Origin of the sequence: Microcoleus sp. B13-B6, from assembly GCF_036705405.1 — a bacterium.
Lineage (GTDB): Bacteria > Cyanobacteriota > Cyanobacteriia > Cyanobacteriales > Microcoleaceae > Microcoleus.
The window spans coordinates 1-26,787 of record NZ_JAUBUJ010000007.1 but is presented as its reverse complement, the minus strand read 5'-3'; the positions used below and the strand labels follow the sequence as shown (position 1 = coordinate 26,787).

Genomic DNA, 26,787 nt, shown 5'->3' with positions numbered 1-26,787 from the left:
TGCTCCTCGCTGCACTTCAGGCAGCGAAGAACAAAAAAATCTGGGAATTGCATTTGCTACAGGAACATTCGCCGGTACTGCAACTGTTTTAGCTGCTTGGACTGCTGCAAGTGCTTTGGGAGTAACGGGTACATTATCGGGTGCTGCTGCTATCACTACCACCATCTCGGCTCTTGGTGGACTCAGTTTAATCACCGCCGGTCCAGCTTTTGTTGCATCGGGTACAGCATTTGTGATTTGGTTATTTCTCAAAAGTGGAAAGACACGGGATTCATCGGTGCTGCACCAGTTAGAAACTCGAACCTACACCTATACTGAAAATACCGTTCCGGGTGATTTTGGAGAATTTATTCAAAAGAATGTACGCGATAAATACAAATCGGATAATAGTTTTTCCGCTCCTAATATTCCCTTAGATAAACTATCAAATGCGCTGTCTGCATGGCTATCTGTTTACCCAGATGAAAAGGTAATCGCTTTGATAGACACCAGTGGTTTCTTGACAAATGCGGGGGTCGTTGGGAGCATCTCATATTTGTAAAAAAACTTCTTCTAGCTCCCTCCTTCTTCCTCTTTCCTACTGCCTTCTGCCTCCTGCCTCCTGCCTCAAAACTCCAATTTCTAGCTTGGCTGAAAAAGTGAGATGCTCCCGGGTCGTTTTTACTGACGGACGGCTTCTCTGGACAAACAAATCGAGCGATTACAAAGATTTAGCAAGATTTTTAAAGACGGAAATAAAATTATGCTCACTGCTCTGTGACGATAAGCAGAAGAAGGAGTTGTCTGAGTTGAAAAAGGTAGTTGAGATTTTATCTGACGAGAAGTACGCTACGAATTTATCTAATTTACAAGATTTAGTAGCTATCACCTCTAATGATGAGAAGTTAGGCGAACTTGTTTCTAATGATAAGTAGAAAAACCAATCTTCTCAATTAAAATATGCAGTAGATATTTTATCTAACGAGAAATACAGTAAGAACTTGTCTAAGTTGAAAGATGTTGTAAATATCTTATCTAATGGACAAGATTTAGTAAAAAATTCCCCGGCGCAATTAGTGTCCCAGCTATCTGACGAGCAATATAGGAAGGACTTGTCTAATTTGAAAGAGGTAGTAGGTATGTTCTATAATGAATCTGACAAGGAGAATTTGAGTCAATTGCTTCGAGAAATTGGTCTGAGATATAGCACAGTTTAGGCCGTAACTTTTGCCCGCGATTCGGACTATGAAGAAGGCGGAAGGCGATCGCCCACTATTGACTGCTAAAATTAAGGGCGATCGCTGGTTATGATTGTATTAAAATATGGTTCGATTCCCCCGCCATTCTAGCTTATTTGAAAACAGTCATTAAAACATCACATAACCATCATGCAAACCAAAACGATCGCAATTCGCGTTAATGCTGAGGTTGCCAGAATCTTTGAGGCTGCTTCTGAGGAAGAGCGTCGTAAATTGGAGGCATTACTTAGCCTGAAACTTAGTGATGCAATTCGATGCAAAAGACCCCTAGAGGAGGTAATGAGTGAGATTAGTCGGAATGCTCAAGCGCGAGGATTGACCCCAGAAATTTTGGATTCAATTCTTTGATCGGTAGCTCCTACTCAACAAGTAGCAGCTCGCACTTAAAGAAACAAACTCATATCAACTTGGAAAAAATCAGCTAATTTTCTGGCTTCATCTATTTCGATCGCCCTTCTGCTAACAAAAACTTTATCAACCTCTGTTTCCGTTCCCAAAACAGGAATCAAATCAGATTTCTCCAAATTTCTCGCATCCATTAAATGTTGCAACATTGAAGCAGCATTTCCTGCCGGAATCGGATAATTTTCAGATTCAAATTTTTCAATCAGCGTTATCAAAAGCTCCAGAAATAGCTCTTCCTCCAGCGATCGCATAGGGCGGTGTTCCAGTTCGCAAGCGAGAGCGATCGCGGCCTCGTTTTCTGCTTCATTTGCGATCGGTTTTGGTTGATACCGAACAAGTAAATCTGTATAAGATTTTGCATCAAAAGTACGGATCATTTTTCCACTCATCCTTACTTAGATTGACACAGGTAGCGATTGCTTTCCCTATTTAAGCTACAGTAAAAGCTATATTTTCTAGCACTACATTAGGTACATTTCCACTACCTAAAACCTGTGTAGCCTCTAAAACTTCTATCCCTACCAATAACTCATTTTCCCCAATATTTAAAGTAATTTCGTCAGTTAACTGTAAAGTGCGACACTGATGCTTACCTTCTACAAGTCTAATGTAGAGAGCATCAATTTCGGAATCATAACTAATCTTCCTAAACTTTTACCTCAAAAATAGAATGTATACTACAATAGAGTTAGTGAATCAGGTTTCGTAGTCAGGAACCCAACTCTAAAGAGATTGGGCTTGCAAGAGAAATCAAGTAAGCCATTCTGACCAGCCTAAGACCTTCGAGGTCTACGTTATTTAGGTCACGACACCCTGTGGATGCGACGCTAGTCCCCTGCCCTGTCGCTAGTAGTTAAACAGTTTCAAGGTCACTGAGACAGTGCTGCTAGCCTAACAAGCCCTGATAACATTGGCGAAGCGAACATTACCCCGCAAGGGAGGCTCCACAAGAGCAACATTATGCGTACAGGGTTACAAGGTTTGAGACGATAACTGTCTCGTCGAAAGTGCATTACAAAAGTACACCGAACTAAGTAACTCCAAGGCGGTAATGACAAGAAAGATTCAAGGCGATTGAAACCGCTCGTGTCGTTTCCCTCTCAGGTCTAAAGACTCTGAGTTTCCCACTTACCGAGTTTTTTTATGAAGTACCCACTGCATACAGTTTCCAAGCCAGTCTCAGGTAGCGAAGTTCAAAAACTTGCTCATGCGCTTAAGACTGGCGGTTATGTTGCAAATGAAGCTGCTTTAGCTTTAGCTAAACGGATTGCCGCTCGTCGCCATCGTCGGACAACTGCCAATGCCGCCAAGTAGTAAGTTTGCGGGAGTTGATTTTTCCGATCTGCCTGTCGAGCATTTAACCTCCGAGCTTACCATTTCTGGTCAGGGGTTTCGTTGTCTGCGGGGTGAGTTTGTCACCTACTGGCGACAAGGACGCATTCAGCGAGATATAGATGCTCGTATCAGTCAATGCTGGATTTTACGCTGTGAAGACAGTTTGGCAGGTTACATCACCCTACTCACAGATAAACTGGAATTAGCCGAACAAATCCTGCTTGACGAAGGCGTTCAGTACCAGTCGTTTCCAGCTATCAAGATTGGTTTACTAGCGGTAGATAGACGTGCGAAAGGAGCCGGTCGCCGTCTAGTTGAATGGGCAGTAGAGTACGTTGCAGCGGAGATTTCACCTACAGTTGGCGTGCGCTTTATGACCGTTGACGCACTTTACGACCCGGATACTACTCCTCCCTATGACGCATCTGGCTTTTACGAGAAGTTTGGTTTTCAATTTGTCGATCCTAATGAGTCTTTACCATCATCAGTGCCTTATCGTACAATGTATCTCGATCTCAAGCCATTGATCGATCTATTGAGTATCCAAGATAACGACTAATAACTCACCCAAAAACTAAAGCCCTTTTCCGTTGTTGCGGGAAAAGAGCTTTAATTTATTATTAACCTGGCACTGAGCTATTTTACCGGGCAGTGACCCGCCGAGTATCTTCGCCATAGCAACGTTTAACAACCGAGTTCGGGATGGATCGGAGTGGTTCCATTACATCATAAGCACCAGGAAAGCTTTGAAAACTTTTAATCCTGTGTCTGCGTTTAGCTTAATGTTAAGCTTGATGCGCTGCATCTCTTTCGCTCGACTTAATTACTGTATCAAGTTTTCCCCGGTCTGTCAACCCCAAAGTCAAAAGTTTTTTTCGATCGCCCGAAACAGCCTCCAATAGCCGAGTTTGACGTATTATTTGCCAGTGTTGCCGATCGACCTTTAACTCACAAATCCAAAAAAGCCGCCTCGGTTCCCTGTTCTGTGGGAATCTTCCCGTCCTTCACAAACCACGCCACGACCTGCTTAACTGTTAATTGTTCGATCGCCCTTTCAGATTCTGTCGCAATTTGCCTCTCATCCCGCAAAGACGCCACCACCCTATTCGTAAAAAAGTTTTCACAACTCGCATCAAGTTCGATCGACCCTAAATCTGCTGCTGGCCCAGAATATTGAGATTTCTACAAAGGGCCCAAGACTTGCTGTGGTGTAGATGCCTAATCACTCCCCAAAAAACTAAAGCCCTTTTCCGTTGTTGCGGGAAAAGAGCTTTAATTTATTATTAACCTGGCACTGAGCTATTTTACCGGGCAGTGACCCGCCGAGTATCTTCGCCATAGCAACGTTTAACAACCGAGTTCGGGATGGATCGGAGTGGTTCCATTACATCATAAGCACCAGGAAAGCTTTGAAAACTTTTAATCCTGTGTCTGCGTTTAGCTTAATGTTAAGCTTGATGCGCTGCATCTTTTTCGCTCGACTTAATTACCTTATCAACTTTTCCTTTGTCTGTCAACCCTTTTGTCAAAAGTTTTTTTCGATCGCCCGAAACCGCTGGAATTATCGGGGTTTGAGGCCGGGTTTGGGCGTGCGACCGATCGACCTTTAACTCACAAATCAAAAAACGCCGCCTCGGTTCCCTGTTCTGTGGGAATCTTCCCGTCCTTCACAAACCACGCCACGACCTGCTTAACTGTTAATTGTTCGATCGCCCCTCCCGATTCTGTCGCCATTTGCCTCAACGGCCGCAAAGACGCAATTACCCTATTCGTAAAAAAGTTTTCAAAACTAGCATCAAGTTCTATCGACCACAAATCTGCTGCTGACCCAGAATATTGAGATTTCTACAAAGCGCCCAAGACTTGCTGTGGTGTAGATGCCTAAGAACTCACCAAAAAACTAAAGCCCTTTTCCGTTGTTGCGGGAAAAGAGCTTTAATTTATTATTAACCTGGCACTGAGCTATTTTACCGGGCAGTGACCCGCCGAGTATCTTCGCCATAGCAACGTTTAACAACCGAGTTCGGGATGGATCGGAGTGGTTCCATTACATCATAAGCACCAGGAAAGCTTTGAAAACTTTTAATCCTGTGTCTGCGTTAAGCTTGAGCTAAGTTTGATGCGCTGCATCTCTTTCGCTCGACTTAATTACCTTATCAAGTTTTCCCCTGTCTGTCAACCCCTTTGGCAAAACTTTTTTTCCATCGCCCGAAACCCCCCCCAATAGTCGAGTTTGACGTATTATTTGCCAGTGGGGCCGATCGACCTTTAACTCACAAGTCCAAAAACGCCGCCTCGGTTCCCTGTTCTCTGCGAATCTTCCCGTCCTTCACAAACCACGCCACGACCTGCTTAACTGTTAATTGTTCGATCGGGCTTTCAGATTCTGTCGCAATTTGCCTCAACGGCCGCAAAGACGCAATTACCAAATTCGTAAAAAAGTTTTCAAAACTAGCATCAAGTTCGATCGATCCTTTAATACTCTCATCATTCTTAATCCAATCCATCACCTGCCCATTAGTCACCTCAGCCACCGGCTTCCCAGTCTCCCCAGCAATTTGCTTGAGCACCCTCAAAGCATAAATTGCCACCCGCGCCGAAAACTTTTCCTTCGACGACAGCAGCGCCATATCAACTTCGGCACACTCTTCCGGCTTTAAAAAATCTGCTAGCGGTTCCATATATTAAAAATTAGTAATTGCTAATCGGTAATGGGTAATCCGTGACATCCGTGACATCCGTGACATCCCTTACACTCATCCGTTGTCGAACTTCCATGCGTGACATCCGTTACATCCGTTACAAAATCCGTTGCCGAACTTCTTCCTTCCTCCTTGCAATCAAATAACCGCAGCGGTGTTCCCCATTAATAATCCAGTGAGTCCGCTCCACAGTACAGTCCGGCAACACCCCCGCAAACATTTCCAACTCATTACCGCAGACACTCGGAAAAGTTTCAGCAACATTAGAAATCGCGCAGTTGTGTTCCATCAACACAAATCGATCGCCCTTCCCAGCGCGATCGCAGATCCCAACCTCTACCGATTCTACAGGATAACACTCAGCCATATAGCCTTCAGCCCTGCGGAGTTCCATTAACTTAGTCACCCGCTCTTCCAGCGAACCCGCACCCACCAGCCGCCGATACTCCGTCGCCTTGCGCTGCCACTGTTTTTGCAAGATAGTAATCACTTGCTCGCGGCCGACGGTTTCCGCCAACGTATCCAGAAAAGAGACAGCAAAATCACCGTAACGATTCGGGAATCGATCGCGCCCCTGACTGGTAAGCTCATAAATGTGCTGCGGCCGCCCCATCCCAGCCTGAACCGACTGATACTGAATCAGCCCCTCCGCTTCCAAATCCTTCAAGTGACGGCGAATCGCCTGCGGACTGATATCCAAAGACTCCGCCAACTCAATAGCCGTCCCCTGCCCCCCCTTGAGCAAATATTGCAGGATGTCTTGTTTCGTGGAAGTCTGCTGAGTAGTCTCCATCATCTTCACAAAAAATTATTAATTTGACTTTGACAATATCACTATTGTTAATGTAGCTTAAAATATAGTAAAGCAACAAATCTGTTGTTTAACTTCCCAGAGCAGTCCAGCAGAACTCGCTCAAGCCCTGACAGGCATTGCCCCGTCTGCCATCCAGAGAGCATTATCTAGAACACTGAACACGCAAAATAATGAGTTCTACCACAGTCAAAACCTTAGTCAACCAGCCGTATAAATACGGTTTCGTCACCGACATCGAGTCAGACACCATCCCCCGCGGCTTGAGCGAAGATGTAGTCCGCCTGATTTCCGCCAAGAAAAACGAACCGGAATTCATGCTGCAATTCCGCCTCAAAGCATACCGGAAGTGGTTGACAATGACCGAGCCCACCTGGCCCCACGTCAACTATCCCGCGATCGACTACCAACAAATTATCTACTATTCCGCCCCCAAACAAAAGCCCAAAAAGCTCAACAGTTTGGACGAAGTAGACCCGACACTGCTAGAAACCTTCGAGAAACTCGGCATTCCCCTCTCCGAACAGAAGCGGCTGGGAAATGTCGCCGTCGATGCCGTTTTCGACAGCGTTTCAATTGCCACAACATTTAGAGAAAAGTTAGCCAAAGATGGTGTTATTTTCTGTTCCATTTCAGAAGCCGTCAAAGATTATCCCGAATTAATAGAAAAATATCTCGGCAGCGTCGTACCAGTCGGCGATAACTTTTTCGCAGCCCTCAACTCCGCCGTATTCAGCGACGGTTCCTTTGTTTACATTCCCAAAGGGGTCAAATGCCCAATGGAATTGTCAACCTATTTCCGCATCAACAACGGAGATTCCGGCCAGTTCGAGCGCACACTAATTGTGGCTGAAGAAAACAGTTCTGTGTCTTACCTAGAAGGCTGCACCGCGCCGATGTTTGACACCAATCAACTGCACGCCGCCGTCGTGGAATTGGTAACAATGGACAATGCCGATATCAAATACTCCACAGTGCAAAACTGGTACGCTGGCGACGCCAACGGCAAAGGCGGCATTTACAACTTTGTGACGAAACGGGGTTTGTGTCAAGGAGTCAATTCTAAGATTTCTTGGACACAAGTAGAAACCGGTTCAGCGATTACTTGGAAATATCCCAGTTGCGTGTTAGTCGGCGACAACTCGGTGGGCGAATTCTACTCGGTAGCGTTGACAAATAACAAGCAGCAAGCTGACACCGGCACAAAAATGATCCACATTGGTAAAAATACTCGCAGCACGATTATCTCTAAGGGAATTTCGGCGGGTAATTCATCCAACAGCTATCGCGGTTTGGTGAAAATGGGGCCTAACTCTAAAGGCTCTCGTAATTACTCTCAGTGCGATTCCATGCTGATTGGCGACAACGCTCAAGCGAATACTTTCCCTTATATTCAAGTGCAGAACCACACTGCTAAAGTCGAACACGAAGCTTCTACTTCTAAGATTGGGGAAGAGCAATTGTTCTTCTTCGCACAGCGGGGAATTTCCGCAGAAAATGCTATTTCGATGATGATTAGCGGTTTCTGTAAAGATGTTTTCAATCAGTTACCAATGGAATTTGCGGCGGAAGCTGATAAGCTGTTGAGTCTGAAGCTGGAAGGAAGTGTCGGATAATTTTCGCGGGCAATAAACCCTTCCAGGCCAAGTCCATCGGTGACAACTTAAGCTCCCCGTCCGCCAGGAAATGAATTCCTTGGCTAATAGCTAAACTCCTCTAAACAGGACTAATGAGTTTAAAAATTTTCTTCTCAGTCCTCTTCAGAGGACTTTAGCTTTGAGACAGGGAATTCATTCCCTGGCGGACTATCGGTTTAACGTTAAATTGTCACCAATGGGTACAGCCTAGGAACGAGAAGAAAAAACTGTAAAGTGCATTGAGGCAAAGGACAAAAATAGATGATTGTTGAAAATAGTCAAGTGGTGCTATCCGTCCGCGATTTAACTGCGAATGTGGAAGATACCCAAATCCTGAAGGGTTTGAATCTGGAAATTAAATCGGGTGAAATTCACGCGATTATGGGCCCGAACGGTTCTGGAAAAAGCACTTTATCCAAGATATTGGCGGGTCATCCTGCTTATACAGTAACAGGCGGAGAAGTGACATTTCTTGGTCAAAATTTGCTGGAATTAGCGCCGGAAGAACGCTCTTTAGCTGGCGTGTTCCTAGCTTTCCAATATCCTTTAGAAATTCCCGGCGTTAGCAATCTGGATTTCTTGCGCGTGGCTTACAATGCTCACCGCAAACATCGCGGCTTGGAAGAATTGGATGCTTTTGATTTCCAAGATTTAATCGAGGACAAGCTGGATATTGTCAAGATGAATGATTCTTTTTTAGGCCGCAGCGTAAATGAGGGTTTTTCCGGTGGCGAGAAAAAGCGGAATGAAATTTTGCAAATGGCTTTGTTGGAACCGAAATTAGCTATTTTGGACGAGACTGATTCGGGTTTGGATATCGATGCTCTCAAGATTGTCGCCGGCGGTGTGAATCAGTTGTCAAATGCGGAAAATTCGATGTTGGTGATTACTCACTATCAACGGTTGCTGAATTACATTATTCCTGATTTTATTCACGTCATGGAAGCCGGCAGAATTATCTTGACTGGCCCGAAAGAGTTGGCGCTGGAATTGGAAGAGCGCGGTTATGACTGGGTTGTGGAAGAGGAAGCAGCAGGAGTAGGCGCGCGATGATGAATACGCAAGTTGCGAGTAGGGAAATGTTTTTGACTGATTTGGTGAATCAGTGCAGCAAGTTGGAGGCTGCTAATAGCAAAAGTGCGGCTTACGGGTTGCAGGATTTGCGGGCTGTGGCGACGGAATACGTGCTTTCTTCGAGTTTTCCGACGGTGAGGGATGAGGAATGGCGCTTTACTGATTTGTCGCCGGTGTTGCAAATTCCTTTTCATATACCCCAGAGCAATCAGTCAAAAGTTAAGCTGGCTGATATCATTATGCCAGTGAAAAACCGGGATGATTTACCATTAAGATTGGTATTTGTCAACGGTTTTTATGCGCCGGATTTGTCAACGGTGGAGTCGTTGGTTTTGCCGAATTTGCCGATCGACTTTTACGCAGGTAATCTATCGAATGTACCTGAAAAATATCAAGGGCGCATCAGCGATGTTTTGAGCAAGCACAGACAGCAAACCGAGGTGTTTACCGCGCTGAATACTGCGGGTTTGGCGGATTCTGCGGTGGTGTTCGTACCGGCCAATATGTCGATCGAACTTCCGATTCACTTGCTGTTCCTGACAGCACCAGGTGCATCTGGCACGATGTGCCAGCCGCACTGCTTGGTCATAGCTGAGCCTGGAAGCAATGTGACGCTGATTGAGGATTACGCAACTATCGGTAATGTACCAGCCTTTACTAATGCTGTAACGGATGTTATTGTCGGCGAAAACGCTACTGTGAACCACGTTCGGCTGCAGCGGGAAGGTGGGGAGGTTGTTCATATCGGCAAAAGTGCGATCGAACAATCTCGTAATAGCCGTTACACTTGTCATGCTATCAGCTTGGGAGGCAAAATATCGCGGCACAATTTAGAAGTTTTTCAGCGCGGCGAAGCCACTGAAACAACTTTAAACGGCTTAACCGTAGCCTTTGGCGAACAGTTATCAGACACTCACAGTGTAATCGATTTCAATCACCCCCACGGTACAAGCCGCCAACTGCACAAGTGCATTATCGGCAACAAAGCTCGTGCTGTATTTAACGGCAAAGTTTTCGTTCGCAAAGCCGCCCAATTGACAGATGCCGGACAATTGAGCCGGAATTTGTTGTTGTCGCCAAGAGCTCGCGTAGACACAAAACCGCAGTTGGAAATTGTCGCCGACAACGTTAAATGTTCCCACGGTGCAACTGTCAGTCAATTAGAAGATGATGAGCTTTTTTACTTGCAAAGTCGCGGTTTGGATTTAGAAAGAAGCCGCTATTTGCTAATCGATGCTTTTGCGGCGGAAATGCTCAATCAATTACCGATTCTTGGGGTGGCGAAAATGCTTTCAACCTGCATGGCTATCCAAGGATAAAGGAATTAGCAACAGACGGGAGGGTGTTTTATTACCTTTGCAATCAAAGCCGGAGATCCCCCTAAATCCCCCTTAAGAAGGGGGACTTTGAGAATACTCTTGTCCCTCCCTGGATAAGAGGGACTTTGAGAATACTCTTGTCCCCCCCTTAATAAGGGGGGTTAGGGGGTATCTCCGGGTTTCAGAATACGCCTTATAAGCGAGTTCCACAACAATACTAACTTCAAAAAATATGACACTTATTCAAGAAAAAACACTTGCATCAAAAGTTCGCGGCGACTTCCCTATTTTGAATGAAAAAGTTAACGGTAAACCGCTAGTTTATTTAGACAATGCAGCTACTTCTCAAAAACCCCTAGCTGTGCTCAACGCTTGGCGTGATTACTACGGACAATACAATGCAAACGTCCACCGGGGTGCTCACACTCTCAGCGCCAAAGCGACTGATGCTTACGAAGGTGCTAGAGACAAAGTTGCGGCGTTTGTAAATGCGGCGTCGCGACAAGAAATTGTTTACACTCGCAACGCCACCGAAGCGATTAATTTGGTTGCTTATTCTTGGGGTTTGAGCAATCTGCAAGCTGGAGATGAAATTATCCTGTCGGTGATGGAACACCACAGCAATCTCGTTCCCTGGCAAATGATGGCTCAAAGAACCGGTGCGGTGCTGAAGTTTGTGGAGTTAACGGAAACTAACGAGTTTGACTTGGAACAGTTTAAAACGCTAATTTCCCATAAAACTAAATTGGTGTCAACCGTTCACGTTTCTAATACTTTGGGCTGCATCAGTCCAGTCAAAGAAATCTGCAAAATTGCCCACAGTTTCGGCGCAAGAGTTTTAATTGATGCTTGCCAAAGCGTGCCGCACATGATAGTAGATGTGCAAGCAATAGATTGCGATTGGCTGGTTGCTTCCGGGCACAAAATGTGCGCTCCGACTGGCATCGGTTTTCTGTACGGTAAGCTGGACTTGCTGAGAGAAATGCCTCCGTTTTTCGGCGGCGGCGAGATGATTGCTGACGTGTTTCTCGATTATTCCACCTATGCCGATTTGCCGCACAAATTTGAGGCCGGCACCCCTGCAATCGGCGAGGCGATCGCCCTTGGTGCAGCAATCGATTATCTTAGTAACATTGGCATGGATAAAATTCACGCTTGCGAAGCAGAATTGAATGCTTATATGTTCCAACAATTGCGGCAAATTCCCGAAATCAAAATTTACGGGCCACAGCCAGACAGCAACGGCGAAGGTAGGGCAGCTTTGGCGGCATTTACTGCGGGAGAAATTCACCCTCAAGACTTGTCTACCATGTTAGACCAGGAGGGAGTCGCGATTCGTTCCGGGCATCACTGCACGCAAGCTTTGCACCGCTATTTGAATATTTCATCTACTGCCAGGGCGAGTTTGTATTTTTACAATACTCGCGAGGAAATTGATGTGTTTGTGAAAGCGTTGAAAGAGACGATCGACTTTTTTGCGGGGATTATGGGATAATTTGGTGGGTGATGGTGCGCGGGTAGAAATTGAGAAGCGATCGCCCTTTTTTTGACCGCAGATGCAGGCAGATGAACACGGATGAACGCGGATGAAGAAGAGAGCGATCTCACCCCAAATATAATCAGGCGATAATGTTTGTGTTAAACCTATCAGCAGAAAATTGGGTGGGCAACCAGGATGAAGGTGACTTAATAGAAAGTCCTACTTGGAGTCAAATAGAACAAGCCATCCGCGAGTTAAATGGGAAAACTAAAACTTTAGTTACCTTGGGTGCAGATGACGAGTGTTATATGAGCATTGGTGGCGGCGAATCCGGCAAATATATTGTTAACGTAACTTTTGATAACGTTAGCTTCCACAATTTAGTAGATCCATCAAAACCAGATGCAATAGAAAAGCTAGTTATCGGCGGACAAGAAGGTAATTATTCCGCCCGGATGTGTGTAAATTTAGAGACGGCACTGTTGGCAGCTCAAACATTTACAGTATCAGGACAACTTCAAATATCACTGTCTTGGGAAGAAGAGAAAGAATTAGCGGTGTCATCAAATAAGATTTAACACAACCTAAGTGAAGTGCGATCGCTCTTTCTTCATCCGCGTTCATCAGCGTCTATCCGCCTGCATCTGCGGTTCAAAAAAAGAACCCCCTTTTTGATAGTATCTGGGCCTGTGGTAAAATAAAACTAGAGTTTTCTCAGCTCAAGGAGATTTTGAGATGATTGCTACTACTTCAAGTTTAGCCGAACAAAGAACACTGCTAGAAAACATTAGCTGGCAGACCTTTGAAACGTTGCTCAAAGAAATAGGCGATAAGCGAGGTTATCGCATAGCTTACGATGAAGGGAGACTGGAAATTATGGCGCCACTATTTGAACATGAGAACTACAAAAGCAATTTCGGTAATTTCATCCTGGCTTTAGCAGAAGAACTCGACATTGAAATTAAAAGTGCTGGCTCAACTACTCTCAAACTCAAAAATGCCAAAAAAGGCATAGAACCAGATAACTGTTATTATATCCAAAATGAAGCAGCAGTTAGAGGCAGGCAAGAACTAGATTTAGAAACTGCCCCACCGCCCGACTTAGCAATTGAAATAGATATTACCAGCAGTTCAGTTGATAAGTTTGCCATTTACTCCGCACTTCGCGTCCCGGAACTCTGGCTATATAACGGGCGCGTTTTGAAATTTTATCAGTTGGTAGAAACTGAATATATTGAGCGCGACTTTAGTATTGCTTTTCCCTTTGTATCGGTAGCAGAAATGGCTGGGTTTTTCAGTCGCACTCAAACGATAGGAGAAATTGCTTTGCTGAAATCCTTTAGAACTTGGGTGAAAGGGAAAATATAATATTCTCTAGCAAGGTGCGCCGTGCACACCCTACATAATTAGGTGCTGCGCCCAAGACTATTAAAACTCCCTAATTTCAGGATGGATAAACTGATAACCCGCCGCCTTAATCTTTTGATTCGACACCCTAGCATTATAAGGCCGCACGCTAGGACTTCCATCCCAAGAAACTTTAGGCAAATTATTAGCTTCAAAAATGCGATCGAGCAATTCACCACTGGATAGCGACACATCCCCGACTAAATTGTAAATTCCCTGCAATCGATTTTCCAAAGCAAAAGTTAACCCCCCAACAATATCATCTCGATGCACCCAATTAGTAGCATCTTCCCCCCTACCGGGACGAGTGCTCCCAGCCCAGCCTCCAAAGATTTTAACTAATTCTCGCCCAGGCCCATAAATTCCTCCCAAACGGAGAATGCAGACGTGAAGATTGGGACTAGATGCTGCTAATAAAATCCGTTCTGTTTCTGCGAGAATTTCACCGTTTGGATTAGCCGGCGCGACTGGTGATTCTTCATTTACAAATTCACCTTGGCGATCGCCATACACAGAATAAGTACCCGTATAAATAACCTGCTTTACTGTCGGTATCTGCTGTAAAACCGATACTAAAGTTGTCGCAGTATCTATATAACTTTCCCGATAAGTATGAGGATTTCGGGCACCGACGCACAGCATAACAGCATCTTGTTCTTGCAGTACAGCCGTCATTGCCTCTTTGTCATTTCCTTTGAGCACGGCTACCCGCTGCGCGACACCCTCCAACTCAACTACTCGCGTCGCCGTGGTAGTTGTCGCCGTCACGGTACAATCTGATTTGCCGCGTAAATGTTTGGCTGTCGCAGTACCCACATAGCCACAGCCGACGATCGCAACTTTCATAAAAAATTCTCCATTGTGTCATGTTCTCTCAAATTATTGCCGGTTTCTGAAATCATGGCGCGCTGAGTTTTGTGGTAAAATGCAAAGCGTCGTTATCAATCGGAGTAGCATCGTGTCCGAGAGAGATATTTTTGCCACATCCTCAGAAAGCGAACTTTTAGCTTTTTATGGTTCTTTGTTTGCGATCGCAGCCGCCGATGGTTCCATTGATATTGACGAACTAGATTTGTTGTTTAAAACCATAAATTTAGACAAATTTTCTGACTCTGCAAAGACTCAAATCCAATCCTACACAGCCAGTCCCCCATCACTGGGCGACTGTTTGCAAACACTCAGCCAGTCAGAAGAACCGCTGCGTTTGGGAGTCATGTATTTTTTAATTAACATTGCTGGGGCAAATAAGACGCTGCATCCCGCAGAAAGCGAGGCTATCCAATCCGCAAAAAAACTGCTGGCGGTTTCCGACGTGCAAATCCCAGCCATGCAGGAATTTATCGCAGACATGAAACAAATACAGGAGGCTGCCCCTAATAAAAATCAGGTTTCAGCCTCCTTCAATTCTGCTGTTTCCCAGCTTAAAACTAAGGGTATTCCTCTCGATTTTATCGACCGAAGAGGAACCACAACAAACCTCAGCAACCCCAAAGTTAACTATTCAGATGAAACTTTTTGGACTAAACTTAAAAACTTTGCTTTAACCGCAGGAAGAGAAGTAGTTGAAAAAGCTTTGATTCTCTACTATACGGCTCAGAACCCCAACGTGCCGGCTTGGGCAAAAGGAGTTGTAGTTGGAGCTTTGACCTATTTTATCTCTCCTGTTGATGCCATTCCCGATGTATTAGTTGGTATCGGATTTACGGACGATTTGGGAGTATTGCTGGCGGCAATAGCTACTGTTTCAGTATACATTAATGCTGATACTAAAGAACAAGCCAAACAAAAAATGAAAGATTGGTTTGGCTAATAATATTAGAAGTCATTAGTCATTAGTCATTAGTCATTAGTCAGTAGTCAGTAGTCAGTAGTCAGTAGTCAGTAGTCATTAGTCAGTAGTCATTAGGAATAATTACCAATTACCAATTACCAATTACCGATTACCAATTACCACTTACCAATTACCGAGTTCAGTCTTTAATCGGCTTGCCATCTCGATTGACAATACGGCTTTCACCATCCTTAGCCGTGACATTTTCATAAACCCCTTCATCCCGCTTCACGTACTTGCTGAACCCCTGATTTTTATAATCGGTGTCCGATGTCGGCTTCATCAACCTCGGAGCGCTCAGCAGTCGGCGTACCGGAGCATCTGCGGGAGTCTCCCCGGGTTCGCGCTTAGCCAACTCGCACAGTTGGCCCCAAGTCGAAACTTCCAGGTTCATGCTGTGCCAAACTTCTAACTGCTGGTTGTTTTCGGGACACAAATAATCGTATACAGGCATACTAAGAATCTCGTTTGCAACTACTAAAATTACTAATTGCACGGTTATTGAGAATATTATAGCTCAACATTACTAATAATTCAACCCCAAAAATCAAACTTTACTATTTTTAACGATTGTTGAAACCTTAAATCAGCTATATTATTAACCCAGTGTGCTTGCTCCCGGATGCGATCGAGACAAAGCCCAAAAGTACGCTACCCTGAAATCCTCTGACTCGATCGAACGATCGCACGATCGACGGCTAGCAAATGCCCGCAAGACTTCCCTCAATGCCGTCACAGGATCGATCGTCATTTTCAGACTGTACGCCAATCACAGATTCTAAGTTTCAATTTTATTTATTTACTCACCAGCGAGGATTTACCGATGAGCGATTTCAAAGTTACCCCAGAAGTAGAGCTGAACACAGCTCAAATGTTAGAGCGATACCAACTGCAAGATGAGACAAATCTGCGGCGTTGGGCAAAACTGCACGGCATTAACAGCACTCGCGGTTTCTTCTATCCCAGTGAAGTAGATTTGATGGATCACGCTCACCACCATCTCTACAATTTGGGAATGAGCATTGCCGATTACCAAAGCCTTTTAGACCGGCGCCGCACCCATTCCCAGACACCGGGCGACCAAAATAAAACAGTAGCAAGTCAAGTTGCTGACGAAGCATACGATGCCATAGAAACGCTGACAGATCAGTATGCTGAAGCTATAGATTTAATGGGAGAACGTATAGCAGACCATTTCATAGATGAACTCGATTTATCTGTGATGCGACACCTTTCTCAAAAAGTGAAAGACCGCCGCACTCTCAACGGTCAAGCTAAAAAGCCTAACCGTTTTCTCCAAGTAATTAAAGCCGTGTTGCAACCGAGCAGCGAAAATACGCTTCTGGTTCCCAAAAAAGAGGATGACTCTAGTTTAGAATTAGAACAGCATCATCGGCTCGGCTAGCAGCCGATTTTTGTGAAAGACTAAGAGACTTTTTGTAAAATTTACTGCTCAAATTTACTGAAAAGCACACCCGAACCCTCCCCTTTTCAAGGGGAGGGAGCAAGAGTCAGTCGATTTTAGATTTTAGATTTTAGATTTTAGAATTGAAGCATTGAAGCATTGACCCCACAGATAAATTGGGGGGGCAAGTTTCATCGGATACAGGTTTTTTATTTCTGGGTTCTGAGTCTGCGAAGGAATGAATCACGTGGCGGGTATCCTGGATGCTTTCGGTCACATTTTTTATATTATGAAGGGGAACTGAAGAGAATAAATTAACGTTTCCCAGAAATCTAAATAACTTTTAAACTGATGTTGGGTTTTGCGAATCAGCCAAACCTAATATAACTGGGGACAGATGGCGCGATCGCCCAAATTAGAGATAATATCTGCAGAATTGAACCTGTCAACCTCGCCCAAGGTAAAAAAATGATTAAATCCTGGATGGTAATTGGAGGCGTCGCCTTTGTAGTAGCTTTAGCTGCTAGCTTAATCCCGCCCAGGGACATCCAATGGTTCAACCGCTTGCAGCGTCCGAGATGGCTAGTATTTGAAAGAGCAATTCCCCTAATTTGGACAGTAATTTTTATTTGTGCAGCTTGGTCAGCAGTGATTGTCTGGGAAAAACAACCAGGAACTCAGGAGACTTGGCTGAGAATGGGTTTGTACCTGCTTTTAGAAATAGTAACTATGTCTTACACGTCGGTTATGTGCAAAGTTAGGAGCCTAAAAGTCGGCACAATAATCGGCGGAACGGGCGCTATTTTAAGCGTAATCCTAGCTTTAACTGTGTTGCCAGTTTCCGAGCCAGCCGCCCTGTTATTACTACCTTACATACTTTGGAGTCCGATCGGCACTTACACCACTTGGGTAATGATGCACCTCAATCCGGCGGATGTTTAGCCTCTCATGGAATTAGTCATTTTAATGGGATTGCAAGCATCGGGAAAAAGCACATTTTTTCGCGACTATTTAGCGGCCACGCACGTTTTGGTCAGCAAAGATTTAATGCCAAACAATAAAAATAAATCACGCCGACAAATTCAATTAATTGAAGATGCACTGCAAGCAGGTCATTCAGTCGCTGTTGACAACACCAATCCCGAAGTTCTCGATCGCAAGCCGCTGATTGATATGGGTCGCACTTATAATGCCAAAATCATCGGTTACTACTTTGAATCAATAGTCAGCGACTGTTTAGCTCGAAATCAAAAGCGATCGGGCAAATCTCAAGTTCCAGACATAGCAATTTATGCTACTATAAAAAAAATGGTATTGCCCAGTTACGGCGAAGGGTTTGAACGGCTGTTTTGGACCCGCATAGCAGAAAACTTAACCTTTGAAGTAAAAACCTGGCCTGCAGAGGAAGTTATTCATGGACAATCAGACATTTGAAAAAAAAATGCGCGAGCTTGAATATTTTCACAGCCTGCGTTTATTGCCGGGAACTCACACAGTAATTCGCGCCGACGGTCGCAGTTTTTCAAAATTTACTTCCTCCAGTTTTGATAAGCCTTTCGACTTAAAATTCCACGAATTAATGGTGGAAACTGCCAAAGCGCTCCTGTCAGAACTAGACGGCATTTACGCTTATACCGAAAGTGACGAAATCTCAGTTTTGTTTCCTCCAGATTGGGATTTATTTGACCGCAGCTTAGAAAAAATTGTCTCTATTTCTGCCAGTATTGCCAGTGCAACTTTCACTCGCGCCGCCCAAACAGCAGTCAGTTTTGACAGCCGCATTTGTTCTGCAGCCAACAAATCGCAAGTAGTAGATTATTTTCTATGGCGCCAAGCAGATGCAGCGCGCTGCGCTTTGAATGGCTGGAGTTATTGGATGCTGCGAAAAAATGGCGAAACGGGTGAAAATGCAGCAGTTATATTAGAGAAACAATCGGTGGCTTTCAAAAACGAATTGCTGTTTCAAAACGGAATTAACTTTAACGAACTGCCGGCTTGGCAGCGCCGGGGAACGGGAGTGTATTGGGAAAAATACGATAAACCAGGTTATAACCCGATCGAAAACAAAGAAGTTGTGGCAGTGCGGCGGCGACTCAAAGTTGATGAAGATTTGCCCATGAAAGAGGAATACAAAGAATTTATTTACCAATTTTTAAATGTTGGCGATTAACGATTAAGGATCTCTTGTCAAATCCGCTGGCAATTGATGAATTCTTAGTTTGTTTTAACTCACATCTTGCAGCATTCTCAAGAACAGGCAAGATGCCTGTTCCACAAGAAAATTCACTCTTTGTGGAACAGGCATCTTGCCTGTTCATAAAAGGCTTATTGACAATGGTGCAAGATGTGAGTTTTAACCGAATGCAAGCTGTGAGACGGGGGTTTAAACCCCCGCCCAATGTCGGGCAAACCAGTTAACCTAGCGATTGCCAGAGCTGGTAGGAGGCTCAGTTTCCGGCGGTTCAGGAGGGGGAGATTCAGACTCAGGAGGGTTCAGCGACTCCTCCCAAACTTTGATTTGCGATCGAGCTTGCTCAAAAGCCCGAGTACCCGAAGGAATTTTCTTCAAAGTCGCGATCGCCCCAGCCAGATCCGACGACGACTCTTCCACACCCAGCGCCAAAATCCGCTGACTCCACTCATCAATCGCCTCACTCGCCTGCCACCGGAGCGAACTCGACTCCGGCACCTGACTTGCCAGCGCAATTGCCGTTTGCAAAGCGTCAGCAGTCCCGGATCTGGCCGTCTGACGGGCGCTCTGCAAACCTTGCTCGCCCTGAAATTGAGCCTCCCAAGTCCGAATGTTCGATCGAGCTTCCTCATAAAGCACCCGTCCCGATCGAATCCGGCGGGCCATCTCAATTGCCCCCGCCAAATTGCCGCCCGCCGCTAGCTGCTGAGCTCTATCCAAAAACGGCTGGTCAACAAGCCGCTGTCTCCTCTCGATCCAAGCTTGAATTTTGGTTTGAGCTTCCACGTAAAGCGCCCTACCTCTAGCGATCCGAGAAGCTTGAGCAACGGCCGCTTCCAGAGCATTCGGATCGCCCGTACTCGCCAAATCGTTCGCTCTTTGCAAATACGGACTGTCTTCCAGCAGCTCGATTTGACGGCTCAAAGTGGTAATTTGACGGCGAGCTTCCGAAGCGCGGGGATTTGATTCCGGGACTGTTTGCAATTGCGCGATTGCAGCCCTCAAATCATTGACCCCACCCGGCGCCGCCAGCCTGCTTGCCATATCCAAAACTTTCACATCAGCCATTTCTTGTTGCCAGCGGCCGACTAAATCTTGAGCTTGCTTGTATAAAGGGCGGCCGGACTTCAACTTTTGAGCAATCTCGATCGCCTTGGAGAAACCCTCAACAGAGCCAGTCAAAGCCTGAGAAGTAGCATTCGCCAACTCATTAAAATCTTGTACTTGTTCCCTTAAATTTGCCGACTCAGGAATCTTGTTTGCGATCGCGATCGCCTCCTGCCAATCCCCTGCCTGCAAGCGTTTTTGCGCGATCTCCATAATTTTCTTGCTAAATTCCGCGATCGCCTTATTGGCAGCTTGATACAAATAACTGTTTTGATCAATTCCCTCAGCTAGCTTAATCCCCGTCACCAGATTGTCGAGACCTCCCTCGGAGGCTTTATTCCGGGCTTTTACCAACTTATTGCCCTCAGCCCGAGTCGTCTGAATTAGCTTAGTCAATTCCTCGTACTTAGCCGATTCCCAGAAAGTATTTCCCAAATCCAAAAGCAGAGTAGCTTGGCGGAAAGCCAGCGGCCACTCTTCCTGACGCAAGTGGTCTTCAGCCGTGCGGTAAATTTTCTCTGCATCGCTCCATATCGACTGCCACTTTTCAATCTGCTTTTCCACCTTCGGGTAAGCGGGAACGTTTTGAGGAACCTTACGAGCGAGCGCAATCGCCTCCTCCAGCTTTCCTTCTTGGAAACTAGCATTTCCCAGCCTGAGAATATCCTCCGACCACCGATCGATTTGAGTGTTAATTCTCGGCCGCAGCGGATGGTCTTGTGGCAAAGCATTCACTAATTCGATCGCCCTGAGCAAATCATCCGCCGTCCGCTTGCTTGCTGCTTCTTGAGCGCAAAAAAAGCGATCGTTAGCAGAAGCCGTCGGCCAAAAAATCTTTGAGCAATTGGACTGCGAGGTCAGGTTGAGCAAAGAGGCAATTGCCACAAACCCCATACCCACCGATAGCATCAAACTCAGCGCCAGCCAAAACTGCCACTTATTCGACCAGTTCCGCCACAACGGATTGTGTTCCCCCGGCGGCTGCGAGTTTTCCCCAGACAAATTCGGCGGTAGTTCCAGATGCCCTCCCGGCAGTTTTCCCGAAGTAACCAACTCTCGGAGCTCTTTAAGTCGTTGGGCCCGGTTTTTCCTTGCTGGTAAGCGCACCAGCGACGAAGTATCCTTTGTTGACTCCAAGGATTCTGATGCAGACCAACGGCCTGATGTTTTGCGATCTTGACTCATATCCTCACCACAAACAACAACCAGCCTGTCTTAATTATTTCAAAACAGCGATCGCTGCTATTGACTGCTCTATAGAATGTATTCATAAAAAAACTCGGTAAGTGGGAAACGAGCGCGACTTCAGTCCTGAGAGGAAAACGACTCGGCGATTTCAATCGCCTTGAGTCTTTCCCCTTTCGGGTTGGAGGGGTATGGTTGCCCCTCCGATGAGGTATGGTTGCCTCAGTCTCCCTTGCGGGGTAATGTTCGCCTCGACCTGGTTATAAAGGCTTGTTAGACCTGCGACACTGTTTCAGTGACTTTAAAACTGTTTAATCGCAGGTGACAGAGCCCAAAACTGGCGGATCATTCGCCGGTGTCGTGACCTAAATAACGTCTCCTCTTGCGAGGGGTCTGGTCAGCATAGCTTGCTCGATTTCTCTTACAAGCTCAGTAGCTTTAGCCCGCTCGTTACTGACCACTTTTAAATACTCGTGCAGGCGAAAGACTAAAAGAGCTGATCGCCAAACCGCAAAAATCAAAATTTTGTGATTAGGTAATTGATAATGCGTAATTGGCAATTGGTCAAGGCCGTCATCCCTAACTCGCACTCAATAGAGCCAATTACACATTATCCTCTCAAGAACCGGAGTTTGATCGCAAATCGCCGATGAGTTCCGCAAGTTGGTCGCTATTAGCTTTGTAAACCTCGTTGCAGAAATGGCACGTAGCCTCAGCCCCCCCATCTTTTTCAATCATGTCTTGGAGTTCCGCTTCGCCCAACATTTTCAGAGCTCCCAAAACTCGATCGAACGAACAGCCACAGTCAAAGCGCACCATCTGAGTTTCCGGGAAAATTTCCAGCCCCATATCTCCCAGTAACTCTTCGAGAATCTGGTGCAGCGTTTTGCCCGATCGCAGCAGTGGCGTAAAGCCCGACAATTGAGCAACTCTAGATTCTAAAGTTTGCACCAATTTTTCGTCCGTTGCAGCCTTCGGCAGAACCTGCAACAGCACACCCCCAGACGCTTCTACCCCGCCCGCCCCCACAAACACCCCCAAAACCAGAGCCGAAGGCGTTTGCTCCGAGGTTGCCAAATAGTGAGTCAGATCGTCGCCAATTTCGCCGGAAACCAATTCTACCGTACTGGAATAAGGGAAGCCGTATCCAACGTCCCGCACCACGTACAAATAACCGTCACCTATTGCCCCGCCGACATCGAGTTTGCCTTTAGCATTGGGTGGCAATTCCACTTCGGGATTGTCCACATAACCTCGAACCGTTCCATCCAGTCCCGCATCAATCAGAAGCCCGCCCAGCGGCCCATCTCCTTTGATGCGAATGTTGACTCTCGATTCGGGCCGCTTCATGCTGGAGGCGAGTAACAGTCCCGCCGACATCGTGCGGCCGAGGGCGGCTGTAGCCACGTAGGAGAGCTTATGCCGCTGTCTTGCTTCTTCGGTGAGGCGGGTGGAAATGACGGCTACAGCGCGAATTCCGCCCTCTGCGGCTGTAGCGCGAATTAATTGATCGGCCATGAAAAACCTTACTTTGTCTTTTAATACCTTCTTGAACTATTTTAGAAGTTCTTGAAGGTTGTGGCAGCAGATAGCAGCAGTTGAGTCGGCGGGCCTGGGAGTGCGATCGAACTTGTTTTAACTATCAAAGCAATAATATTACATTTCGCAATTTATGTTTATAAAATTTAAAAAAATTTTTGAACAAATAAAACTCCCAGCCGTGTATGCTTTGCTACATAGAAAGACAAAAAGAGTAGATTTACAGAATTTCGCGCATTGATTTGTAGCGTCAGTTTTTATCCAAACGGATCTGCATTTATCTGCGCCTGTATGCGGTATTTTTTTACTTTTCAGTTAAATTTTCGATGGCGATTTTGGTTAACTGCTAAAAGGTTGTGAGGAGATATGAATAATTTTCAAGACGTTTTGTTGCCTCTGCAAAAGCCATTTGAAATTAATTCAGAATTAACGGAAACCAGTTTATTCACGTCAGGAAAGTTACTAAATTCAAGCAATATTGCCGACACTTCCAACAGCATTGCCGTCCCAGTTTCACAATCATCCACTATCAATTTTTTAACATCACCAAAAGTTGAAGATGGCAATAGTTTTGAACAATTTTTAACACAACCGCAACTCTTGGGGGCAGCCCCAAATGCCTCGTCCTCAGCCTCCGCAAGCAGCGACATCTTAACCGGCGAAAAAGTAGAAACACAAGCTAGCCGCACCGTTTGGAGCCAACTCCACGGCGCATCCACCCCCGAACGGCAGGCAAAAAATAGCACCTTGCCAGCCGGAGTTTTCCAAGTCGGTGCTAGCGGACAAGTCAGTGCAGACTACCTGTTCGATGGAGGATACTACCAAGGGGAGCTGGCCATTTTCAGCCTCACGGGAATGGAAAACTTAATTCCCGGTTCGGAAGCCTTCCTGCTAGAGGCATCCCGCAGAGCTCTTACCAATTCCACCCTAGGTCACGTTGTCATCCGCGACTCTACCGAAGGCGCAAAATTCAGCGGCTCAATGCCAGGAGACTATAATTGGGGTTCCGGGCCCTACACCGGCCTCAAAACCTTCACCATGACACCGGGGGACACCTTCGCGGTTATGGTGATTCCCAACGGCACAATACAAATATCTTATGCCAATCAATGGCTGTGGGAACTCTTCCCCGAACACCGTCCTTTATTCTCCGTCCCCTCAACTAATCCCAGCTTCAGCAGCTACCAGCTAGCACTCAGCGACGTTACAGGTACGGGCAATACCTTTGCCATTGAAGACGTGCCCGTGGCCCAAGCAGACGGCGACTACAACGACATCATCTTCAGCTTTATCGGCGCCACCGGCAGCGCCACCCCACTCGATACCGCCATCAACCCAGCCAGAGAATGGCGCACCACCCCTCTGGGACAGCAAATTATCAGCTACGCTAACAGCTTAGTTCCCAACGATACAGCAGCGCCCGCAATTTCCGCCACCTTAACCAACGACACTGGAACATCAAATAGCGATCGCATTACCTCCAATCCCACCATCGGCGGTACGGTCACCGACAGCAGCAGCATAGCCAGCTTCCGTGCCGGTTTCGACGACACTCCCATTGCCGAATTCGCCGACATCACCCCCCTCCTCAACAGCAGCGGCAGCTTCACTCTGGGCCGCACCCAACTCGAAACCATCCGCCGCAACCCCCTCAGAGATGGCATCCACACCCTCCGCCTCATAGCCACCGACTCCCGTGGCAACACATCAAACACTTTGGGCCTCAACTTCACCCTCGACACCGCCGCACCCCAAACCACCCTGCTGACGCCAATTTCCGGAGGCAACCACAGCAGTACAGCCCGACTCATCGGTACGGCAACCGACACCGGGACAAATCTGTCCAACCTGCAATACTCCGTCGATGGCGGCAGCCTTAATACCCTGAACCCAGACACCAGCGGTAAGTTCGACGACTCGCCTCCGAACTCGCCCCTAGCTACCGGCAGCCACACTGCGGTTCTAGAAGCAACAGACACCAGCGGCAACAAAACATCTCAAAACATCAACTTCCAAGTCACTAACAGCTTTACCGTCGCCCCCCCACAAACAACAGGTTGGGCAGCAGCATCAACAGACACTGTACTCCTGGCCGAACGCAACAGCAAACTCGTCCAAGCCGTAGTACCCGTGCAATTAGGGCAAACCACAGGCAGCCGCACCCTGCGGTTCCAACTGGCAGCCGACTTCGACAAAACAGATACAGTTTCAGCAATTGAAGACTTGTTCCAAATTTACCTCGTTTCCCCAAACGACCCCAACCAAACCCTACTAGACGGAGGTACACTCGGAACCCCGCTATTTTCCCTAGCCGGCAGCAAAGCCGAATTCGTACCCGGACGAGTGCGGTACAGCGGTGACACCGTAGAAATCGATTTGAGCAGTTTGAACAACAGCAGCAGCGGTAATCTGCTGTTCAGACTAACCGACAGCGACACCGATACCGGCAGTACCGTAGAAGTCAAGAACCTCACCAACACCGTCGATGAAGAAGGTACCGCCAGCCCAGTCTTTCTGCCAGCGCAGAACAAAACCGCCAGCGGTGGCAGCCTCGATACCGACAACCTGACAGCGGCCCCTGATTTAAAAGTAAATTTCAGTCAGGTACAGTTTGACCCCGCCACCGGCAACTACAAAGCATCAGTACAGGTACAAAATACAGGCAGCCCCGTCAGCCGCAGCGTAGCAGTAGTTTTCCCCGATTTGCCAGCCGGAGTAACCCTGCAAAATCCCGACGGTACCGACAGCAGCGGCAAACCCTACATCAATTTGCGCGGTGCTATTCCTGCTGGGGGATTGGATACTGGGGCTATTTCAGATGCTGTAGAATTAGTCATCAGCAATCCCAACTTTCAGAAATTTTCCCTCACGGCTACCGCCATTGCCGGTGCCGCCAATCAAGCGCCAAACTTGGCTGCAATCGAGTCCATCGACGTTAAAATCGGAGAAACTTTCAAGCTGCCCCTCACCGCAACCGACTCCGACGGCGACCCCATTAGCTTTGCCATCAAATCGTCCACTCCTCTACCCACGGGGAAAATCACCGGCAACGGCACCCTAGAAATTTCTCCCACTCCCGAAGAAATCGGAACCTACAACTTTACGGTAGTCGCTAGCGACGGAGTTTTAGAAACTTCTCGACCTGTTACAGTTAACGTTACCCCTTCGACTGCCGGCCTCACTCGCATTTCAGGAGTAATTCAAAACACCAACCAGCAACCCTTAGAAGGTGTGTTGGTGGGACTCGGCGCCTTGCGGGCAATAACAGCAGCCGACGGTTCCTTTGAAATTCTGCGGCTGGAATTTCCCAATTTGGCGGAGCTCGGACTTCCCGAATTAGTGCCGCCAGACACCCTGCTAATTTACGGCGACGGCATTACAGGCGAAGACAACTACCCCTACATTGCCGAAAAACTGCCGTTGTTATTGGAACACGAAGTTTACTCCAACGTCAACAACGTCATCTCTCGTCCGATTTACCTGCCGCCGATCGACACCGCCAACGGCAAAAACATCAACCCAGCCGCCGACACCACTGTCACCACCGCAGCGATTCCCAAAGCATCCGTATTTGTCAAAGCCGGTTCCCTCCAAGATGCTGAAGGCAACCCCTACACCGAAAACCTCAGCATCACCGAAGTTCCCACAGAATTAACCCCCGCCGCCCTGCCGCCCAACCTGCATACCGACTTGGTAGTCACCATTCAGCCGGGGGATATGGTGTTTACCACTCCAGCCCCCCTCTCTTTGCCCAACCGCGCCGGATACTCCGCGGGTACGACAATGGACTTGTGGTCGATTAACCCCACCACAGGCTTCTTCGACAATGTAGGCACCGGTAAAGTCACTGCTGACGGGAGTGCAATAGAAACTGTTTCAGGCGGCATCCGCAACAGCAGTTGGCACTTCTTCGCCCCCCCAGCACCTTCGCCCAGAAATCCGGGTCAAGACCCCCGCAATCCCAAAGACAAGTGCAACGAATGCAAAGCAAAAGGCGGCTTAACCTCTTCCGTAGAAATGCACTCCGGGGCAGTCATCGAAACCCACGACCTCGTACCTTACCAGTCAATGGGAGAAACCCGCAGCTTAACTCTAACCTACGATTCTCTCAGAGCAGACCC

At 46.8% G+C, this 26,787-nt stretch carries 29 protein-coding genes and 3 rRNA genes; 19 read left to right on the top strand and 13 right to left on the bottom strand.

Going from position 1 to position 26,787, the window contains the following annotated elements:
- The first annotated feature begins 115 nt into the window (after positions 1-115).
- The 3 genes from QUB35_RS04995 (at position 116) to QUB35_RS04985 (ending at position 1,586) form a co-directional block, all read left to right on the top strand.
- Entirely contained in the window at positions 116-541 is a 426-nt protein-coding gene (locus QUB35_RS04995) for a hypothetical protein (protein ID WP_333139936.1), read from the top strand.
- Between the two features lie 85 nt (positions 542-626).
- Complete coding sequence (locus QUB35_RS04990; RefSeq protein WP_333139934.1) at positions 627-914, top strand: hypothetical protein; 288 nt, start codon at positions 627-629, stop codon at positions 912-914.
- Between the two features lie 453 nt (positions 915-1,367).
- Positions 1,368-1,586 (top strand): hypothetical protein, encoded by a 219-nt coding sequence (locus QUB35_RS04985; protein ID WP_333139933.1) that lies wholly within the window; start codon positions 1,368-1,370, stop codon positions 1,584-1,586.
- A gap of 35 nt (positions 1,587-1,621) precedes the next feature.
- On the opposite strand, the gene QUB35_RS04980 is transcribed toward QUB35_RS04985, so the two are convergent.
- Together QUB35_RS04980 and QUB35_RS04975 are read right to left on the bottom strand one after the other, a co-directional pair.
- A complete protein-coding gene (locus QUB35_RS04980; protein ID WP_333139931.1) occupies positions 1,622-2,032 on the bottom strand; it encodes a transcriptional regulator in 411 nt (136 codons plus the stop codon).
- 40 nt (positions 2,033-2,072) lie between these two features.
- The gene (locus tag QUB35_RS04975) at positions 2,073-2,285 is read right to left on the bottom strand and encodes a DUF2283 domain-containing protein (RefSeq protein WP_333140085.1); all 213 of its coding nucleotides are present in this window, start codon (positions 2,283-2,285) and stop codon (positions 2,073-2,075) included.
- A gap of 501 nt (positions 2,286-2,786) precedes the next feature.
- Here QUB35_RS04975 and QUB35_RS04970 point away from each other — a divergent pair.
- On the top strand, positions 2,787-2,957 hold the full coding sequence (locus QUB35_RS04970) for a hypothetical protein (RefSeq protein WP_333139929.1): 171 nt from the start codon (positions 2,787-2,789) through the stop codon (positions 2,955-2,957).
- Positions 2,944-3,537, top strand: a complete 594-nt coding sequence (locus QUB35_RS04965) for a hypothetical protein (RefSeq protein ID WP_333139927.1) — start codon at positions 2,944-2,946, stop codon at positions 3,535-3,537. The genes QUB35_RS04970 and QUB35_RS04965 overlap by 14 nt, the downstream gene beginning before the upstream one ends.
- 64 nt (positions 3,538-3,601) lie before the next feature.
- On the opposite strand, the gene rrf (QUB35_RS04960) is transcribed toward QUB35_RS04965, so the two are convergent.
- The 7 genes from rrf (QUB35_RS04960) to sufR all read right to left on the bottom strand — a co-directional run bounded on the left by rrf (QUB35_RS04960) (position 3,602) and on the right by sufR (position 6,476).
- Positions 3,602-3,718: ribosomal RNA gene (gene rrf / locus QUB35_RS04960) — 5S ribosomal RNA — on the bottom strand.
- 208 nt (positions 3,719-3,926) lie between these two features.
- A complete protein-coding gene (locus tag QUB35_RS04955) occupies positions 3,927-4,076 on the bottom strand; it encodes a hypothetical protein (RefSeq protein WP_333139926.1) in 150 nt (49 codons plus the stop codon).
- Positions 4,077-4,264: 188 nt separating this feature from the next.
- A 5S ribosomal RNA gene (gene rrf / locus QUB35_RS04950) occupies positions 4,265-4,381 on the bottom strand.
- A gap of 208 nt (positions 4,382-4,589) precedes the next feature.
- On the bottom strand, positions 4,590-4,793 hold the full coding sequence (locus QUB35_RS04945) for a hypothetical protein (protein ID WP_333139924.1): 204 nt from the start codon (positions 4,791-4,793) through the stop codon (positions 4,590-4,592).
- A 134-nt stretch (positions 4,794-4,927) separates the two neighbouring features.
- A 5S ribosomal RNA gene (gene rrf, locus QUB35_RS04940) occupies positions 4,928-5,044 on the bottom strand.
- 207 nt (positions 5,045-5,251) lie between these two features.
- Complete coding sequence (locus tag QUB35_RS04935) at positions 5,252-5,659, bottom strand: hypothetical protein (RefSeq protein WP_333051988.1); 408 nt, start codon at positions 5,657-5,659, stop codon at positions 5,252-5,254.
- 118 nt (positions 5,660-5,777) lie between these two features.
- On the bottom strand, positions 5,778-6,476 hold the full coding sequence (gene sufR, locus QUB35_RS04930; RefSeq protein WP_333139922.1) for an iron-sulfur cluster biosynthesis transcriptional regulator SufR: 699 nt from the start codon (positions 6,474-6,476) through the stop codon (positions 5,778-5,780).
- 188 nt (positions 6,477-6,664) lie between these two features.
- On the opposite strand from sufR, the gene sufB reads away from it, so the two are divergent.
- The 6 genes from sufB (at position 6,665) to QUB35_RS04900 (ending at position 13,369) form a co-directional block, all read left to right on the top strand.
- Positions 6,665-8,107, top strand: coding sequence for a Fe-S cluster assembly protein SufB (gene sufB / locus QUB35_RS04925; protein WP_333139920.1), 1,443 nt, complete (start codon positions 6,665-6,667; stop codon positions 8,105-8,107).
- 282 nt (positions 8,108-8,389) lie between these two features.
- Positions 8,390-9,181 carry a Fe-S cluster assembly ATPase SufC gene (gene sufC / locus QUB35_RS04920; protein WP_333139918.1) on the top strand — a complete coding sequence of 264 codons (792 nt, stop codon included), beginning with the start codon at positions 8,390-8,392 and terminating at the stop codon, positions 9,179-9,181.
- Complete coding sequence (gene sufD / locus QUB35_RS04915; protein ID WP_333139916.1) at positions 9,178-10,521, top strand: Fe-S cluster assembly protein SufD; 1,344 nt, start codon at positions 9,178-9,180, stop codon at positions 10,519-10,521. Before sufC ends, sufD begins: the two co-directional genes overlap by 4 nt.
- 232 nt (positions 10,522-10,753) lie before the next feature.
- A complete protein-coding gene (locus QUB35_RS04910) occupies positions 10,754-12,016 on the top strand; it encodes a SufS family cysteine desulfurase (RefSeq protein ID WP_333139914.1) in 1,263 nt (420 codons plus the stop codon).
- A 134-nt stretch (positions 12,017-12,150) separates the two neighbouring features.
- Positions 12,151-12,579 (top strand): Imm1 family immunity protein, encoded by a 429-nt coding sequence (locus QUB35_RS04905; protein ID WP_333031910.1) that lies wholly within the window; start codon positions 12,151-12,153, stop codon positions 12,577-12,579.
- A gap of 157 nt (positions 12,580-12,736) precedes the next feature.
- Positions 12,737-13,369, top strand: coding sequence for a Uma2 family endonuclease (locus tag QUB35_RS04900; RefSeq protein ID WP_333139912.1), 633 nt, complete (start codon positions 12,737-12,739; stop codon positions 13,367-13,369).
- A 60-nt stretch (positions 13,370-13,429) separates the two neighbouring features.
- On the opposite strand, the gene QUB35_RS04895 is transcribed toward QUB35_RS04900, so the two are convergent.
- On the bottom strand, positions 13,430-14,254 hold the full coding sequence (locus QUB35_RS04895) for an NAD-dependent epimerase/dehydratase family protein (protein ID WP_333139910.1): 825 nt from the start codon (positions 14,252-14,254) through the stop codon (positions 13,430-13,432).
- A gap of 112 nt (positions 14,255-14,366) precedes the next feature.
- Here QUB35_RS04895 and QUB35_RS04890 point away from each other — a divergent pair, with 112 nt between their 5' ends.
- Positions 14,367-15,218: a DUF1232 domain-containing protein gene (locus tag QUB35_RS04890; protein WP_333139908.1), complete on the top strand. Its 852-nt coding sequence runs from the start codon at positions 14,367-14,369 to the stop codon at positions 15,216-15,218.
- 160 nt (positions 15,219-15,378) lie between these two features.
- Here QUB35_RS04890 and QUB35_RS04885 read toward each other — a convergent pair whose 3' ends face one another.
- Positions 15,379-15,693, bottom strand: coding sequence for a zinc ribbon domain-containing protein (locus QUB35_RS04885; protein ID WP_333052014.1), 315 nt, complete (start codon positions 15,691-15,693; stop codon positions 15,379-15,381).
- A 154-nt stretch (positions 15,694-15,847) separates the two neighbouring features.
- Here QUB35_RS04885 and QUB35_RS04880 point away from each other — a divergent pair, with 154 nt between their 5' ends.
- The 6 genes from QUB35_RS04880 (at position 15,848) to QUB35_RS04855 (ending at position 19,062) form a co-directional block, all read left to right on the top strand.
- Positions 15,848-16,021 carry a hypothetical protein gene (locus QUB35_RS04880; protein ID WP_333139905.1) on the top strand — a complete coding sequence of 58 codons (174 nt, stop codon included), beginning with the start codon at positions 15,848-15,850 and terminating at the stop codon, positions 16,019-16,021.
- Between the two features lie 41 nt (positions 16,022-16,062).
- Positions 16,063-16,644 carry a hypothetical protein gene (locus QUB35_RS04875; RefSeq protein WP_333139903.1) on the top strand — a complete coding sequence of 194 codons (582 nt, stop codon included), beginning with the start codon at positions 16,063-16,065 and terminating at the stop codon, positions 16,642-16,644.
- 468 nt (positions 16,645-17,112) lie between these two features.
- Positions 17,113-17,586 carry a TspO/MBR family protein gene (locus tag QUB35_RS04870; protein WP_333103284.1) on the top strand — a complete coding sequence of 158 codons (474 nt, stop codon included), beginning with the start codon at positions 17,113-17,115 and terminating at the stop codon, positions 17,584-17,586.
- Positions 17,587-17,592: 6 nt separating this feature from the next.
- The gene (locus tag QUB35_RS04865; protein ID WP_333139901.1) at positions 17,593-18,078 is read left to right on the top strand and encodes an AAA family ATPase; all 486 of its coding nucleotides are present in this window, start codon (positions 17,593-17,595) and stop codon (positions 18,076-18,078) included.
- Positions 18,059-18,814, top strand: coding sequence for a tRNA(His) guanylyltransferase Thg1 family protein (locus QUB35_RS04860; protein WP_333139899.1), 756 nt, complete (start codon positions 18,059-18,061; stop codon positions 18,812-18,814). Before QUB35_RS04865 ends, QUB35_RS04860 begins: the two co-directional genes overlap by 20 nt.
- A gap of 92 nt (positions 18,815-18,906) precedes the next feature.
- Positions 18,907-19,062, top strand: coding sequence for a hypothetical protein (locus QUB35_RS04855; protein ID WP_333103280.1), 156 nt, complete (start codon positions 18,907-18,909; stop codon positions 19,060-19,062).
- 1 nt (position 19,063) lies between these two features.
- Here the strand turns inward: QUB35_RS04855 and QUB35_RS04850 are convergent, their stop codons facing one another.
- Entirely contained in the window at positions 19,064-21,127 is a 2,064-nt protein-coding gene (locus QUB35_RS04850) for a hypothetical protein (RefSeq protein ID WP_333139897.1), read from the bottom strand.
- Between the two features lie 618 nt (positions 21,128-21,745).
- Positions 21,746-22,645: an Hsp33 family molecular chaperone HslO gene (hslO, locus tag QUB35_RS04845; RefSeq protein ID WP_333139895.1), complete on the bottom strand. Its 900-nt coding sequence runs from the start codon at positions 22,643-22,645 to the stop codon at positions 21,746-21,748.
- A 387-nt stretch (positions 22,646-23,032) separates the two neighbouring features.
- Between hslO and QUB35_RS04840 the strand changes: the two genes are divergently transcribed.
- On the top strand, positions 23,033-26,787 hold a 3,755-nt coding region (locus QUB35_RS04840), incomplete at its 3' end, for a DUF4114 domain-containing protein (protein WP_333139893.1).